The organism is Terriglobus roseus, assembly GCF_900105625.1.
GTDB lineage: Bacteria > Acidobacteriota > Terriglobia > Terriglobales > Acidobacteriaceae > Terriglobus > Terriglobus roseus_B.
The window spans coordinates 2,859,081-2,874,241 of the sequence record NZ_FNSD01000001.1; the positions used below are offsets into that span (position 1 = coordinate 2,859,081).

Annotated in this window: 6 protein-coding genes; 3 read left to right on the top strand and 3 right to left on the bottom strand. The window is 60.0% G+C overall.

Going from position 1 to position 15,161, the window contains the following annotated elements; all coding sequences use genetic code 11:
* Window positions 1–14: 14 nt before the first annotated feature.
* A complete protein-coding gene (locus BLW03_RS11785) occupies window positions 15–2,486 on the bottom strand; it encodes a glycoside hydrolase family 31 protein (RefSeq protein ID WP_074655963.1) in 2,472 nt (823 codons plus the stop codon).
* Window positions 2,487–2,585: 99 nt separating this feature from the next.
* The gene (locus BLW03_RS11790; protein ID WP_074654263.1) at window positions 2,586–4,817 is read right to left on the bottom strand and encodes a winged helix-turn-helix domain-containing protein; all 2,232 of its coding nucleotides are present in this window, start codon (window positions 4,815–4,817) and stop codon (window positions 2,586–2,588) included.
* A gap of 211 nt (window positions 4,818–5,028) precedes the next feature.
* On the opposite strand from BLW03_RS11790, the gene BLW03_RS11795 reads away from it, so the two are divergent.
* Together BLW03_RS11795 and BLW03_RS11800 are read left to right on the top strand one after the other, a co-directional pair.
* The gene (locus tag BLW03_RS11795) at window positions 5,029–8,388 is read left to right on the top strand and encodes a TonB-dependent receptor (RefSeq protein WP_074654264.1); all 3,360 of its coding nucleotides are present in this window, start codon (window positions 5,029–5,031) and stop codon (window positions 8,386–8,388) included.
* 86 nt (window positions 8,389–8,474) lie between these two features.
* Window positions 8,475–10,319 (top strand): alpha-amylase family glycosyl hydrolase, encoded by a 1,845-nt coding sequence (locus tag BLW03_RS11800; protein ID WP_074654266.1) that lies wholly within the window; start codon window positions 8,475–8,477, stop codon window positions 10,317–10,319.
* A gap of 131 nt (window positions 10,320–10,450) precedes the next feature.
* On the opposite strand, the gene BLW03_RS11805 is transcribed toward BLW03_RS11800, so the two are convergent.
* Window positions 10,451–13,804 carry a TonB-dependent receptor gene (locus BLW03_RS11805; RefSeq protein WP_074655964.1) on the bottom strand — a complete coding sequence of 1,118 codons (3,354 nt, stop codon included), beginning with the start codon at window positions 13,802–13,804 and terminating at the stop codon, window positions 10,451–10,453.
* A gap of 273 nt (window positions 13,805–14,077) precedes the next feature.
* Here BLW03_RS11805 and BLW03_RS11810 point away from each other — a divergent pair, with 273 nt between their 5' ends.
* Complete coding sequence (locus BLW03_RS11810) at window positions 14,078–15,124, top strand: ThuA domain-containing protein (RefSeq protein WP_074654268.1); 1,047 nt, start codon at window positions 14,078–14,080, stop codon at window positions 15,122–15,124.
* Window positions 15,125–15,161 lie beyond the last annotated feature (37 nt).

The following is a 15,161-nucleotide window of genomic DNA, read 5'->3' on the forward strand; positions in this document are numbered from 1 at the left end:
CTTCCGATGAGTGCCTACCGCAGCGAGATGCGTGAGCCCCTTGGATTCACCGCGGTCGTGATGCTGACAAACCCGTTGGAGCTCTGGATGGGTGTCGCTTTGCCATCGATGGTGGCCTGCTGCAAGGTCTGCTGTGAGCCCAGCACCTCGATCCGAAGCTGCTTGAACCAGGGCTTGTAGCGACCTTCCACCGCACCCAGACTGACGCTGATGGAGCCGTCGGCTTCCGTGGCGCAGGTTGCGTTCATGCGGAAGTATTCTCCATTGCGATAGTTCAGAGAGTGACCATCGTCGGTGTAGACGCTGCCGTTGCAGGTGCCGCCGGCAGTGGGCAGATACACCCGTAGCGTGAGCGGACCGGAAGGCGTCTCATCGGTGCTTTGCACCAGCGGCTGCATTGGCAGAATTGCGCCGCCACGGACGTAGACAGGCAGCGTCGCGAGTTCGGGCGTCAGCATGATGCGCTTGCTCTCCAGCAGGGCGTCGCGCACTTCCGCGTCGCGCGCCTGGCCGCCGGTTCCGACACCTGCGCGAGCGCCAGTCCAGTAGTCGTACCAGGCACCCGGGGGCAGGTGCAGCTCATACTGCGCGACTTCTTCCGGGGAAGGATTCGGTGCGATCAGCATGTCCGGTCCCAGCATGAACTCTGCGCCGCCCGTAATCAGGTCGACCGGGCTGCCGTCCGCCGTGGCGTGCGGATACTGCATGAAGAGTGGCCGGACCATGGGCATGCCATCGCGAGATGTCTCTTCCGCGACGGTGTAGAGGTAGGGCAGCAGGCGATAGCGCTCTTCGATGTAGTGCTTGCGGATGGCCTCCTGTTCGGGGCCGTCGACCCAGGGTTCGTGCATGCGCGTGCCCTTGGCGGAGTGATCGCGATCGATGGGCTGGAAGGCTGCAATCTCAAGCCACTTGGTCAGCAGGTCCGGCGGCGGTGAACCGGCAAAGCCGCCCACGTCGGCACCGGCGAAGCTGAAGCCGCTCATGCCCAAATTGGCGAGCTGCGGAACGGTCATGCGGAGGTGATTCCAGGTGGAGCTGTTGTCCCCTGTCCAGGTGACAGCGTAGCGGTGACCACCGGCGTAGCTGGCGCGCGTCATGACATAGGGACGCTCGTTCGGTCGCAGGGCGAGGACGCCTTCGTAGCTGGCCTGGCTGTTGAGCAGACCGTAGATGTTGTGCACCTCGTTATGCGAGGTAGTCCGCTTCGCGAAGCCGGGTTCGTCGATGCGATGCTGGGTATCGAGCGGCATTGTCTTCGACGGATAGCGGAAGACCGCCGGCTCGTTCATGTCGTCCCAGAAGCCTGCGACGCCTTGCGCAACGAAGTCTTTATAGAGAGTGCCGAACCACTTGCGGGTTCGCGCCTGCGTGTAGTCGGGGAAGACAGAGTCGCCGGGCCAGACCTTGCCGACGTAGGTGGTGCCGTCAGGATTCTTGAGGAAGTGATCGCCCGCAGTGCCGGAATCGTAGGGCGCATAGCCGATGTTGGGCTTGTCTGCGATGTGGGTGTCGGCGATCACGATCAGGTGGAAATGGTCCTTTGCGAGCTGCTGCACCATCTCCGGGAACTTCGGGAAGCGAACGGAATCGACGGTGAAGGGCATGTTGTCCTTCTGAAAGTCGATGTCGAGCCAAAGGGCGTCGGCCGGGATCTTGTCCTTGCGCAGGTGAGCGGCGACGTCGAGCAATTGCGATTCCGGGTTGTAGGTGTAGCGCGACTGCTGGAAGCCGAACGACCAGAGCGGCGGCAGGGGCGCGGGCCCGGTGAGCCACGCGTAGGCGGCCATCACCTGCTTCGGCTCCGGACCGTAGAGGAAGTAGTAGTCGACAGGGCCGCCCTGCGATCCGAAGTTGTACTCCTGTGCGCTTTCGCGACCGAAGTCGAAGGAGGTCCGCCAGGTGTTGTCGAAAAGGACACCGAAGCTGCGCCCGTCCTTCACGTCCATGAAGAATGGCACGCTCTTATAAATGGGGTCTGCGGACTCCTGCCAGCCGAAGTCGTCGGTGTTCCACATGGTGAACTCCTGGCCGGCACGGTCGAGTGGGCCGGGCTTGTCGCCCAGGCCGAAAAAGTGTTCGTTGTCGCCGCGCTTCTTGTAGATGTGGAAACCGTCCCCACGCCACTGGGCAGGGGTGGAATCCTCCTGCAGGATGTGACCCTCATGGTCGCGGATGACCAGATGTAAATCGGATCCAACTTCCACGGAGAGCTGGCTCGTGTGGAAGCCATTGGAATCGGCCGTGACGGTCGCCCGGCTGGTGCGGCTGGCAGAGAGCACGGCCCAGGATGCGTCTTCGGGTGGGGCGGATCGCCATTCGCGAATGCGGAGCTTGTCGGCCTGCAGCGCCGTGACCTCCAGCGTTACACCATCTGAGGTGGCGGTCAGACCGCTTGCGGTGGGTCGGACGGCTTGCTGAGCGAGTGCGACTGGGACGGAAGAGAGGCCAAGAACAAAGAGGCAGCAGAGATTGGACCGGAGCATACCAGCGACCATCTCGGGTTCGGGTGGGTCAGCGCAATCCGCAGCCAGACCTTTTCACCTCATCTGTATGTCAACAGCTAACTCTCTTGGATTGAGTCTTTAGGGCTTGCTTCGGGATGCGCCGAGGTGAAGCGCATAGAGGTTTGCGGTGGTCAGCCGGCCTCTGACAGCCACCGTTCCGTCGTCGAAGACACCACAAAGAACCAAATCGCTGAACTCGGTGGACCGAAAGTTCGCGATGCCTCCAAGATCTTCCATGTGGCCGTCGGCGACATTAACCCGGTAGACGGGCTGGCCGGGTTCGGTGAAGGCATCGGCATAAAGGCTTCGGCTATCGGGCGACCAGACCGGGTCAGCGGCGGCACGCGTCGCGAGCACGCGCCATTGCCTGGTTGCGACGTCGTACAGGCGAAGCTCTCGTTGATCCAAGGACATGGCCGCAATGTGATGTCCATCCGGGGACCAGCGCGGGCTGAAGAGGCCGCTCGAGCCGTCGAGCGTGGTGAGCTTGTTCGTCCGGAGATCAAAGATCTGGATTGTGCGTGGTGCGGCGTCCTTTCCCATCAAATCCGGCGTCTGTCCAAGCACAATCTGCTGGCCGTCCGGCGACCACGTCGGATCGGCCGCGTTGCTGCGCGTCTGCAGCAGGGGCTGCAGGTCGCTGCCGTCCGCCAGAACCTGGAAGAGGCTCCACGCACCGGTGCGTGTACGCGCCATGAGCGCGATCCGCGACCCGTCCGGCGACCAATGTGCGACGAAGACCTGCAGGTCGGCCGAGGTCAGCTGGAGAATTTCGGAACCGTCAGACCGTGCGCGCCAAAGCCGCCCCTCGGTGTCGACCCAGCCCAGCCATTTACCATCGCGCGTCTGCTCCAGGCGGTGCGCGTCGCTGTAAAAGCTCTGGGCGGGCACGAATTCCTTGCTGTTCGGCCGCAGCAACTGCACTTCGCCTTCGGAAGCGACGCCGGTCAGGTATACCGTGGTCTCGTTCCGCGCGGCGACCGGGCCTTGATAGGCAAGCGGGCCATCCGTCAGCCGTACCGGCCGTTTGAGTACTCCATTCAGCATCCAAAGGTCGGATGCCTGGCCCTGGGTCGCCTGGAAGACGAAGCCCCGACCCTCCGGCATCCAGCTACCGCAACAGACTTCGCGAGTCTCGGACCAGTTCGGCAACAGCGGATGTGCGGAGTGGTCCGATACCTTCAACTCCCAAAGGTTTTGCGTGTGGGTTAGCGGATCGAAAAGCGTGAAACGTAACAGTTTGCCGTCAGGAGACCATCGCAGCCAGAACGCGCGCCCAGGTAAGGAGGCGTACCGCTCCGGTTTCGCACCGGTCATCGGCGTCACGAAGAGGTCATTGCCCGCCGCATAGAGAATGCTTTGATCGTCCGGCATCCACGTCGCGTCATGTGCAAGCACGCGGACGACACGCTGTGCTGAGCCGCCGCCTGCCGGGACGATGAAAAGGGGTTGTTCGGATTGGTTCGAAGCGTGGCTGCGGACGAGCAGTCGGGATCCGTCATGCGAGATGTCCGCGATGGCAGGGCCCGCCACCTCATCCGGCAGCGTGATAGGCGAGCTCTCACCGCCGGCAATCGTGATCCGTTCCAGATGAACGCCGCCGTCCCGGATAACGGATGCGAACAGGTGCAGGCCGTCCGTGACAGTCACCGGGAACGACTCCGTGGCATCTGCTCCTGGAAGAACCCTTTGTGTATGAGTGACTTGGCGAATGACGGGGACCGTCAAGGAAGTGCGGCCTGAGCCTGCAACATAACCCACCAGGCCTGCAAGCAGTATTACGGTTGCGGCAACGGCATACCCAAATCTCCGGTGCTTCGCTGCAGATGCAGATGGGGTTTCTTCAAGCAGAGGCAGCGGCGGGGTCAGTTCTACCGGTCCAGGGGTGAGTACTGCACCGGAAATCTCCGCTTCGATGGGCAGCACGGGCGGCAGGATCTCTCCTGGCTCCGGCGATGCAGGCGTTGGCTCGTCCAGAACTGTTAAAGGGGCGATGAACCGATAGCCGCGTCTGGGAAGGGTTTCGACGAACCGTGGATTGTCCGCAGTGTCTCCCAGTGCTTCCCGGATCTTATTGATCGCAGTGCCGAGGGAGTGGTCGAAGTCGACATTCGTCCCTTTCTCCCACACCGCAGCCTGAAGTTCTTCCCGCGTCACTACGTGCCCGGACCGGCGGATCAGCTCTGCCATCACGCGGAAGGGCTGGCTCTGCAACTTGATGCGGAAGCCACCACGCCAAAGCTCGCCAGTGGAAAGGTCGGCCTCAAAGGTGCCAAATCCTACACGCACGGGATGAATCTGGTTCTGCATAAGCTGCACCGCAAAATCTACCACTTTGCTCTCTCGGGAGACATCCCACTCTTGACTACAGCTCACAACTCAAAGAAACGAAGGCGCTTAGTAGTTGATGTGACTTCCATCCGAAAAGGATCAGCAGACGATGGAATTGCTGACGCCATTTTAGGGAGAGTCACAATGCCCGAGCAGGTTATGCCTGCGCGTGCGTTTTGGAGGCACCACCATGAAGTTGAAGCACAAGAGCTTTCGCTCAAACCTTTGCGTCACCGCTGCGACACTGTCCCTCGGTTTCGCAAGCATCGCCATGCACGCGCAGACCGACACCGGCCGCGTGACAGGCGTCGTCGAAGACACCACCGAGGCGAGCATCCCCGGCGCGACGATCACCATTACGAACACCGGCACAGCAGCGACCCAGACCATCACGTCGGACGCCGCCGGCAACTTCAGCTTCCCCGCGCTGACCCGCGGCACCTACAAGATTACCGCTACGATGAATGGCTTCCAGACCTTCACGCAGACGATTGATCTGCAGGTTTCGCAGACCCAGACCCTCATCTTCAAGCTGACGGTTGGAGCGAGCGACCAGACGGTCGAAGTGAGCACCGCTGCTCCCCTGGTTGACCTGGGATCGTCGACGATCGGCGAAGTCGTCGGCAGCCGCCAGCAGACACAGCTTCCCCTGAACGGACGTAACTTCACCCAGCTCGCCCTGCTGTCGCCCGGCGTGACCCGTGGCAACTATGGCAACGGTGCTTCTGGTGTCAACGGTGATGCGGAGACCTTCCGCAACAGCTCGTCGGGCGGCGGTTCGCTCTCGACCAACGGTCTGCGTCCCCAGGCCAACAACTACATCCTGGACGGCGTCGACAACAACGAAGGCCTGGTCAACACCCTGAACTTCTTCCCGAACGTGGAAGCGACGGAAGAATTCCGTGTGAACACCAGCACGGCGCCGGCTGAGTTCGGCCGCGCCGGCGGTGCGATCGTTCAGACCTCGATCAAGTCAGGTACGAACGGCATTCACGGATCCGCGTATTGGTTCTCCCGCTCGAACCTGTTTGACGCCAGCCCGAACTACCAGTTCCTGGGCGCCAGCAAGACACCCGCTCTGCCGTTCAAGCGCAACACCTTTGGCGGTGCGCTGGGTGGTCCCATCATCAAGGACAAGCTATTCCTCTTCGGTGATTACTCGGGCGTTCGTGAGAACTCGCCCTTGAACCCCGAGATCGTGACTGTCCCCACGGCGCTGATGCGCCAGGGCAACTTCTCCGAACTGTTGGGACAGGGCAGCACACAGGCTCCTTCGGTCTGCGGCATTGCCGGTGTGAAGACGGTTGTGGTCAACGGCGGTATCTATGACCCGACCACCTGCCAGCAATTCGCGGGCAACATGATCCCGACGGGCCGCCTGAACAAGGCTGGTTTGAACTACCTGAATGCCTATCCGCTGCCGAACATCCCAGGCACGTTGGGTGGCACGCAGAACAACTACCGCACCATTCGCACGGATATCCGTCACTCGAACACGATTGACGGTCGTTTGGACTGGAACCTCTCCAATGCGGATCGTCTGTTCGCTCGCTTCAGCTATGACAACAGCAACTTTGCACGGACGTCGCGCTTCTCGGCGCTGCCTGCAGGCTTTGCTTCCGGTACCAACTACGTCCATGCGCGCGGTTATGTGCTGGGTGAGACGCACACCTTCGGACCGAACGTCATCAATGAGTTCCGTGCGGGCTACACGCGTTACACCTTTGCGAACCAGCCCGTATTCAGCAACACGCCCATCTCGGCGAACCTGGGCATCGTGAATGCAAACCGCACCACGAACTTGGGCGGCGGCGCTCTCATCGGCGGCAACGGCAGCCAGTTGGAGTACACCGGCGACTACGGTACCTACCTGGTTCCGGAGAACACCTACCAGTTCAACGACGCGCTCACCTATATCTGGAAGGGCCACACCTTCAAGGTTGGTGGCAATGCCATCCGTCGTGAAGTGGCTTACTTCCGCCCCATCTCGGGCAAGGGCTACTTCCAGCTTGGCAACGGTGATTTCACCGGTTATGACACGTCGGAAGTGCTCGCAGGCTTTGCGGACAACTACAGCATCGGTGCGCAGAGCGGCCTGTTCGGTACGCGCAACTATGAAGTGGGCGCGTTCGCACAGGACGACTGGAAGGTCACCCGCCGGCTTACCTTCAACCTGGGCTTCCGTTGGGATCTGATCACCAATCCGACGGAGCAGCAGAACCGCCAGGCTGCTCTGAATCCGAACAGCACCGGCGCCAACCCGACGGAGTTCATTGCGGGCCAGAACGGTGTCGCTCGTTCCATCATCAACACTCGCTTCACCAACTTCGCACCGCGCTTCGGCTTCTCCTATGACCTGACCGGTCAGGGCAAGACGGTTCTGCGTGGCGGTTATGGCATCTTCTACTTCTTGGATCGTGGTGGTATCGACAACCAGCTCGGCCAGCAGGTGCCGTTTGGTGGCAGCACGTCGTACTATGCGAGCGGCGGTTCGCGTATCGCGTTCACCGGCCAGAATCCGAATGGCAGCTCGCTCAGCAGCACGCTGGCGACTGCTCCTCTCCCGGCACCTTCGACGTCATCGCTCGCCGGTGCGAACGTCTTCGCTGTGAACCAGACGGAGAAGATCCCCACGGTGCAGCAGTATGACGTGCAGATCCAGCATGAGATCACGCCGAAGATGGTGATGACGGTTGGCTACGTTGGAAACCTCTCCACGCACCTTGCAACGGGTTACAACTACAACAGCAAGCCGTTCTCCGCTGGCGCAACGACTCCCACCGCCTTCCCGACGCTGGGCCAGGTTGTCTACAACCTGAATGACGGTGTCAGCCACTACAACAGCCTGCAGGCGCAGTTGAACTACCGCGCGGCGAAGAGCCTTACGCTCACCTCGTCGTACACGTGGGCGCATAACATCGACAACACCAACGGCTACCTGGGCTTCTACGCTGTGAGCGATCTGAACTACTACGATCACAGTCTGAATAAGGGCAACAGCTCGCTGGATCAGCGCAGCGTCTTCGTGGCGAGCGCACTGTACAGCATCCCGTTCGGCCGTGGTCAGCAGTTCGGTGGTGGCATCAACCGTGGCGTCGATTACGTCCTTGGCGGATGGCAGTTGAACACCATCGTGCAGGCACAGACGGGTACGCCCTTCAGCGTGACCTTCCCTGTGTATGGCGGTGGTACCAGCATCCGTGCGGACTATGCGAACAACGGTCAGCCCATCTACACCCACAGCATCCAGGGCAACTACATCAACCCGGCAGCGTTCAGCAAGACGCAGCCAGTTGGTCGCCAGGGCAACACGGGTCGCAACCAGTTCTACGGACCTGGCTTGGCTTCGGGCGATGTGTCGATGTTCAAGACGCTTGGCATCACGGAGCGCCTGAAGACCGAACTGCGTGCTGAGGTCTTCAACGTGACCAACACACCGCAGTTCCAGAACCCGGACGGTACCATCACGGACGGCAACTTCGGGAAGGTCACGGCGACGCGTTCGGCTTCCGAGCGTCAGATGCAGATGGCGATCCGCTTCCTGTTCTAAGTCGTTCTTACTCACTCCCCAGGGCGCCGCGAGCTTGTTTCTGCGGCGCCCTTCTTGTTGAACTGCTTACCTTTGGAGATGCCACCATGCTTCGCTTCCGTTCCGTATTTGTCTCACTCTCGCTGGCAGCATGCAGCTGCCTGCCCATGGCGGCGCAGGCACCCGCCATCAAGAAGATTGATCCACCGAACTGGTGGGTGAACATGCCCGCGCCCATGTTGCTGCTGAATGGCGAACACTTCACCGGCGCACGCTTCACTATCAATGGCATTGCCATCGATCACACCGTCATCTCCGACAACGGCCACTGGGCCGAGTTGTGGCTCGCCAAGGATGCAGCCAGGGCCGGTAGCGTGACCATCACGGTAGAAAGCGCTCAGGGAAAGACGACCGCACCCTTCCGCTTCGAGACGCGCCGCGATGCGAACGATGGCTTTGCGGGCTTCTCGTCGAAGGACGTGATGTATCTCATCATGACGGACCGCTTCGCCGACGGTGACACCACCAACGATGGCCCTGAAGCGAAGGACAGCGCGGACAGTGCTGCCGCACAGGCCCAGCGTAAGGATCCGCATGGCTGGCACGGCGGCGATCTTCGTGGCATTGAGCAGCACCTGGACTATCTGCAGGCGCTGGGTATCAATACCGTGTGGATCACACCGGTCTATCAGAATCACGACCGTAATTCGTATCACGGCTACGGTGCCACGGACATGTATGCGGTGGACGAACACTACGGCTCGCTGGATGACTTGAAGTCACTCAGCAAGGCACTGCATACCCGCGGCATGAAGCTGGTACTGGATACGGTGCCGAATCACGTCGGTCCCGCTCACCCCTGGGTGAATGACGAACCGGAACCCACATGGTTCCACGGTACCAAGGCGAAGCACACTGTGGCGCAGATGGAATTTCAGCCACTTACAAATTCCCATGCACCGTGGAGCACACAGCGCGACATTACTGAAGGCTGGTTTGTCGATACGCTCCCGGATAACAATCAATCGAACCCTGCCAACGCAAAGTACCTGACGCAGAACGCCATCTGGTGGACGGAAGAAGCGGGGCTCGATGGTCTGCGGATCGATACCTTCCCGTATGTCCAGCGTGACTTCTGGACTGAATTCAACGGCACGCTGCATACCCTCTATCCCAACCTGACCAGTGTTGGAGAGGTCTCCGGGACTGATCCCATCATTAACTCTTCCTTTGCTGGTGGTGTGACACGCGATGGTGCAGATACGAAGCTGTGGACTCCGCTGGATTATCCGCTGCACTTTGCCATTCGCAATGCATTCACAGGCTTTTCGCCGATGACGGAACTCACCACCATCCTGCGGCAGGACTCACTCTACCCGCACCCGGAGCGCCTGGTGCCGTTCCTCGATAACCATGACCTCATCCGTTTTGCCAGCGAACCCAATGCAACGCTGCGAGGCGGCGAGCTGGCGATGGCGTTTCTCGCGACTGTGCGTGGCATGCCACAGCTTTACAGCGGCAACGAGCTCTACATGGAAGGCTGGCAGGATCCGGACAATCGCCGCGACTTCCCGGGCGGCTTTGCTGGAGAGAAAGGAGACGTCTTCCAGGCTACGTCGCGCACACCCGTGCAGGCAGAGATGTTCGACTGGACAAGCCGACTCCTTGCCGTGCGTAAAGCGACTCCCGCATTGCAGACTGGCGCCCTGCAGATCCTGTACACATCGACCGACTCCATCGTGTACACACGGACGGAAGGAAAGCAGCACGTTCTCATCGCACTTCATCGCGGCGGCGAAGACGTAACGCTTCACATGCCCACGGCAGAGACATCGCTGGCTGGCTTACAAAACAGCACGTCGCTCTTCGGCACTGGGAGTGTGCAATCGGAGAAGAACGGTCTTGCAATCCAGCTGCCCGCCAACAGCGTTGTTATCTCATCCATGCAGTAAGTCACAATATTCGCGAGAAAAGGGCCCAGCGAAAGCCGGGCCCTTTTTTTATTTCATGCTCAATGTGCGTGTGCCTAAAAGGATCAGGCCCATGCGTGATGCATGGGCCTGAGGGAGAGTGCGTCATACGCTTAGAATATGTACTTCAAAGCGAACTGCATGATGCGTGGATCGGCAGCGGTCGTCGTGACGATGCCGAAGTTGTTGCTGTTGAGCGCTGCCGTCGGGTTGGAGAATACGGCCTCATTCGGCACGTTAAAGACCTCCCAGCGAAACTGAACCTTGGTGGCTTCGTAGATGGGGAATTCACGCGTGAGTGCCATGTCTAACTGGTAGCTGCCCGGTCCGAGCGTGTTCAGTGGACGATTCAACGAGTAGGTTCCAGTCGCCGCAGAGGCGTAAGCGGCCTTGGTGATGAGCCCGCTCGCCCCGAAGCGCGTGGATGCCGTGTAGGGGTTGCTGATGCGCGTTGCGATCTGTGCGCCGATGCCACTGAGTGCATTGTCAACGCCAGAGGTCACGGTGTAATAGCCACCACTGCGAATGGTGAAGATAGTTGAGAGTCCCCATCCTCCGACAACAGCGTTAGTGAACCGCTGCTGGAAGCGGGGCGAATTGAGGATCAGCGAAACGTTACCGACATGCCGGCGATCTGAATCGCAGTTTGAGTAACTGGCGGCGCGATTCCCGGGGATGATGTACGACGGGCCGGTAAGTTCCGTCGTCTCCGCTTCGGACAGACAGTGTGACCACGTGTAATTTGCGACCAGGTTCATCAGCTTGGCGCGGCGATTTACGGACAACAACATGCCGTTGTAGTTCGCATGGCCGCCATCATCCAATTGACCAATCGTGGAGTAGAACACACCCTGCGCCGGGTTCGACAGGTACAGCGCGCGGCGCTGGTTGGTGTTGCCGGTTGTCGAACATGCTGCGCCAACTGCCATCGTTGCCTGCACGGAGGTGGGCATGGCACCGCAGCCATTCTTTGCAGCATTCTGTGTTCCGGGAATGTAGACCGCCGGATCCAGTTCGTAGGACGTTGTGAGATGCGTTGTCGTGTTGCCCAGGTAAGTGGCACCGAAGAGCCAACTCTTGTACTGCTTCTGCACGCTCAAGTTGAACTGCTGAAGATACATGGGCTTCAGGTTCAGCGGCGTATTCACATACACGCCACCTGTCACGAAAGTGGTGCCAGAGTTCAGGTTCAGCAGGCCCGGGAACGGGTTGCCGCCCGGGTAGTTTGCGAACGGGCTGGCCAACGGAACGTTCGTCAGAGAGAGTGTCTGCCCCCACGGTGGGGAGTTGGAGTAGCGCGTGTCGAAGAACATCTGCGGCGTGTCATAGAACAGGCCGTAGCCGCCGCGGACGGACATGGTGCCATCGTGTGACGGATCCCAGACGAAACCTACGCGAGGCTGGAAGCCGCTGCTGATCTTGCCGTTGTTATAGGAGCGACCCGGGAAGCCGGCATCGCCTGGAAAGATCAGCCCGGCAGGCGCCGCGGTGTACACGCTGCTCTTCTGTCCTGCATTGAAGCGGGCAATGTCGAAGTTCTCAGCGTGACTATTTACGTTATAGAAGGGGATATAAGGCTCCCACCGAAGGCCGTAGTTTGCCGTCAGGTGTTTCGTCACTTTCCACGAATCCTGTCCATAAAACGCAACATAGTGCCAGCGATCGTTCTCGTAATCAGCTGCACCCTGGCTGAAGGTGCTCACCTGGCCGGTCAGGAAGTCGGCGAAGCCGGCGGTGTTGCCGCCGTTCACCGTTCCGGCAAAGGTGTACGAGCCGTTCGTGGGACGGTTGTTGACCGTGTTCATGTAGGCGAATAGATACTGGCCGCCAAGGGCGAAGGAATGCGAGCCACGAACAAAGGTGACATCGTCTCCGAGCTGGTACTTCACCGTGTTGAAGTAGCCCGGATTATTGCCGCCCTGGCCCAACGCGAAACCGTTGGTGATCGTGATACCCATGAATCCCTTCAAGCCGGGATTCGTGTAGGCGTTGATACCGACGGAACTCGGATCGAAGAACGGATAGAGCTGACGCAGACCAAGTGTGCGGTCTCCCGTAATGCGCAGCGAGTTGACCACGTTCGGCGTGATGATCCACGTATGTCCCAGCGTGAGTGCCTGGTCCTGGTTAAGCTGGCCCACCTGGTTCGCAGTCAGCAGGTTGGACTGATCCACGTTCACCGGCGAGTTGTAGCGTGCAATCAGGTAGCGCGCAAAGATCGACTGCGAAGGATTGATGGTGTAATCCACGCGGCCGATCACATCATGACGGGTGGAATTTTGCGACAGGCGCACGTTGATCGAGCCACAGGGATTCGATGGATCATTCAGAACCGGGATGCCAGCCTTCACAATGTTCAGCGCCTGCTGGCTGTAGTTCGCAGGATTCGTCTTGTTGCCGATGAAAGGCCCGCCGAGCTTCACCGCTCCCGTGGTGGGATAGCAACCGGTGAAGTCGCCATTCAGTTCTGCCTGCGTCAGTGTGAATGTCTGGGTCGGTGCGCTCACGGATCGGACGATCGTTCCCTGGTAACCACCAAAAAAGAACAGCTTGTCTTTGATGATGGGACCGCCGATGACACCACCGAACTGGTTGCGCTTCAGGTTGTCGCGCGTCTTGGTGGCAGCAGCGGTTGCGGTGGGCGCGGTGTAGCCGAAGAAGTTCGCGGCATTGAACATGTAATTGCGAACGAAGTAGAAGACATCGCCATGGAACGCATTGCCGCCGCTCTTCGTGACTGCGTTAATGGCGGCCGAAGCATGGTTGCCATACTGTGCGGGCAGCGAACTCGTTTCAGACTTGAACTCCTGCAGAGCATCCGGAAACGGCAGTGGCAGGTTCAGGTTATTGAACACGTCATTGTGGTTGCCGCCATCCAGAATGTAGGCCACACCGTTCGGCAGGCCGCCCGCAACAGCAATGGTGATCGTCGGAAAATTCTTATTCGAGTTGAGATCGCCTGCGGGCGCAGTTGTGGTGGCGCCGGCAAGTGCAATGAGCTGTGTTGGGTCACGGCCGTTCAGCGGTAACTCAACCACCTGCCGCTGGTCGATGACCTGGCCGATGCCATTACTTACTGTCTCGACCTGAACGCCGCCCGATGTCTGGACAGTCACTTCTTCTGTCTGTGAACCAATCGCGAGCCTCACATCATACGTGGGATTACTGCCCACCTGCAAGACGATGCCGGTGACGGTGTACCCCTGGAAATTCGGCGCAGATACCTGCAATTTGTAAGGGCCCAGCGGCAGATCGTTCACGCTATACGTACCGGACGACGAGGTCTTCACCGTGCGGACGAGCCCAGTATCGGTTTGCGTCAGCGTGACTATGGCATCCGGTACGGACGCGCCTGTCGGATCCTGTACCGTCCCAACGATCTGGGAAGTGTTAAGCGATTGCGCCAGGGCCGGTGCGCAGCTTGCTAAGCCGACTGCACAGGTCAGGAGCGTGCGGGTGAATCTCATGAATCCTGCCTCCGGAAGGTGGTGCCAAGTTACAAGCGAGCGGGCCATCTTCTGTTCGTTCTTCGATCCCGAAGTAGGTGTGCCTTGGGCGCGCACAAAAGCCCCTTGCTGGATCGGACGGGATGCTAGGCTTCCTCAAAAAATGAAGTCAATGAACTTACCGTGTTGACACCGTTCGTCATCGCGTTGCAACTTGGCGGCCTGCTAGCATCACGACCGATGAGCACGTGCCGCATGTGGGACCGCGAACGTGTCTCGACGCGAGGAGAAGTAATGTTTAAACGCAGGGTTCTCACTCTTACAATTGCGCTGGCCTTCGCCGCGCCGATCCTTTGTGCTGCGCAGGCTCCGGCAGCCGCCGCAGACACGGGCTGTCCCGCGCCCGGTGCGCGTGGACCCCGTCCTGGCGGGCCCGGAGGTGCCGGAGGTCCGGGTGGACCTGGCGCCACTGCGGCGCGTCCGCAGGGCCCTCCGCCTGAGTTTGCCGATGCGCCCGCAGGGCCACCGAAGAAGCGGCTGTTGATCTGGGCCGATACGCGCAACGGCATCGCACAGCATGACATCGGTCATGCCATCGCAGTCATTGAAGAACTTGGCTACAAGTCCGGCGCGTATGACACGTGGATTCGTACGGATTCCAACATCATCTCGCGTCATCCGAAGATGACAACCGGCGAGCCGGCGAGTGGCGGCCCAAGCCTGTGCAACGTGGATGCCATCTTCTTCATGGGACATCGCGAGATTGAACTGTCGGCCGAACAAAAGGCGGACCTCCTGTGGTTCGTTCACGACGCGGGCAAAGGCTTCGTCGCGGCGCACGTGGGCGATACCGCATTCCTGTCATGGCCGGAGTTTGGCGAGATGCTCGGTGGCCGATTCGATCAGCATCCGTGGGGAACCATCGAAGGCACTGTCATCGTGACCGATCCCAAATTTCCCGGCATGAGCCAGTTCGGTCCCAGCTTCACCATTCGCGATGAGTTCTATCAGAGCAGCGGCTTCTCTCCCGATAAGAGCCGCGTGCTGATGCGACTCGACACCACGAAGATCGATAAGACCAAGGCGCGCGGCATGCAGGCTGCGGATTATCCCTACGCCCTGGCATGGGCAAAGATGTATGGCAAGGGCCGTGTCTTTTACGCAACCTTCGCGCATGCCCCCGCGACATGGGATAACCCTAAGATCCAGGAGATGTATCTGCAGGCTATCAAGTGGTCGCTGGGTGAAGTCGACGCGGATGTAACTCCGATCAAGATGCCGGCCCCTACGGCGGACGCTCTGCCAGCGCCTGGGGCACCTGCAGCGCCGGGCGGCCAATAACTCCTGCTGGTAGCCCAGGGGATGTGTGGTGTACTGC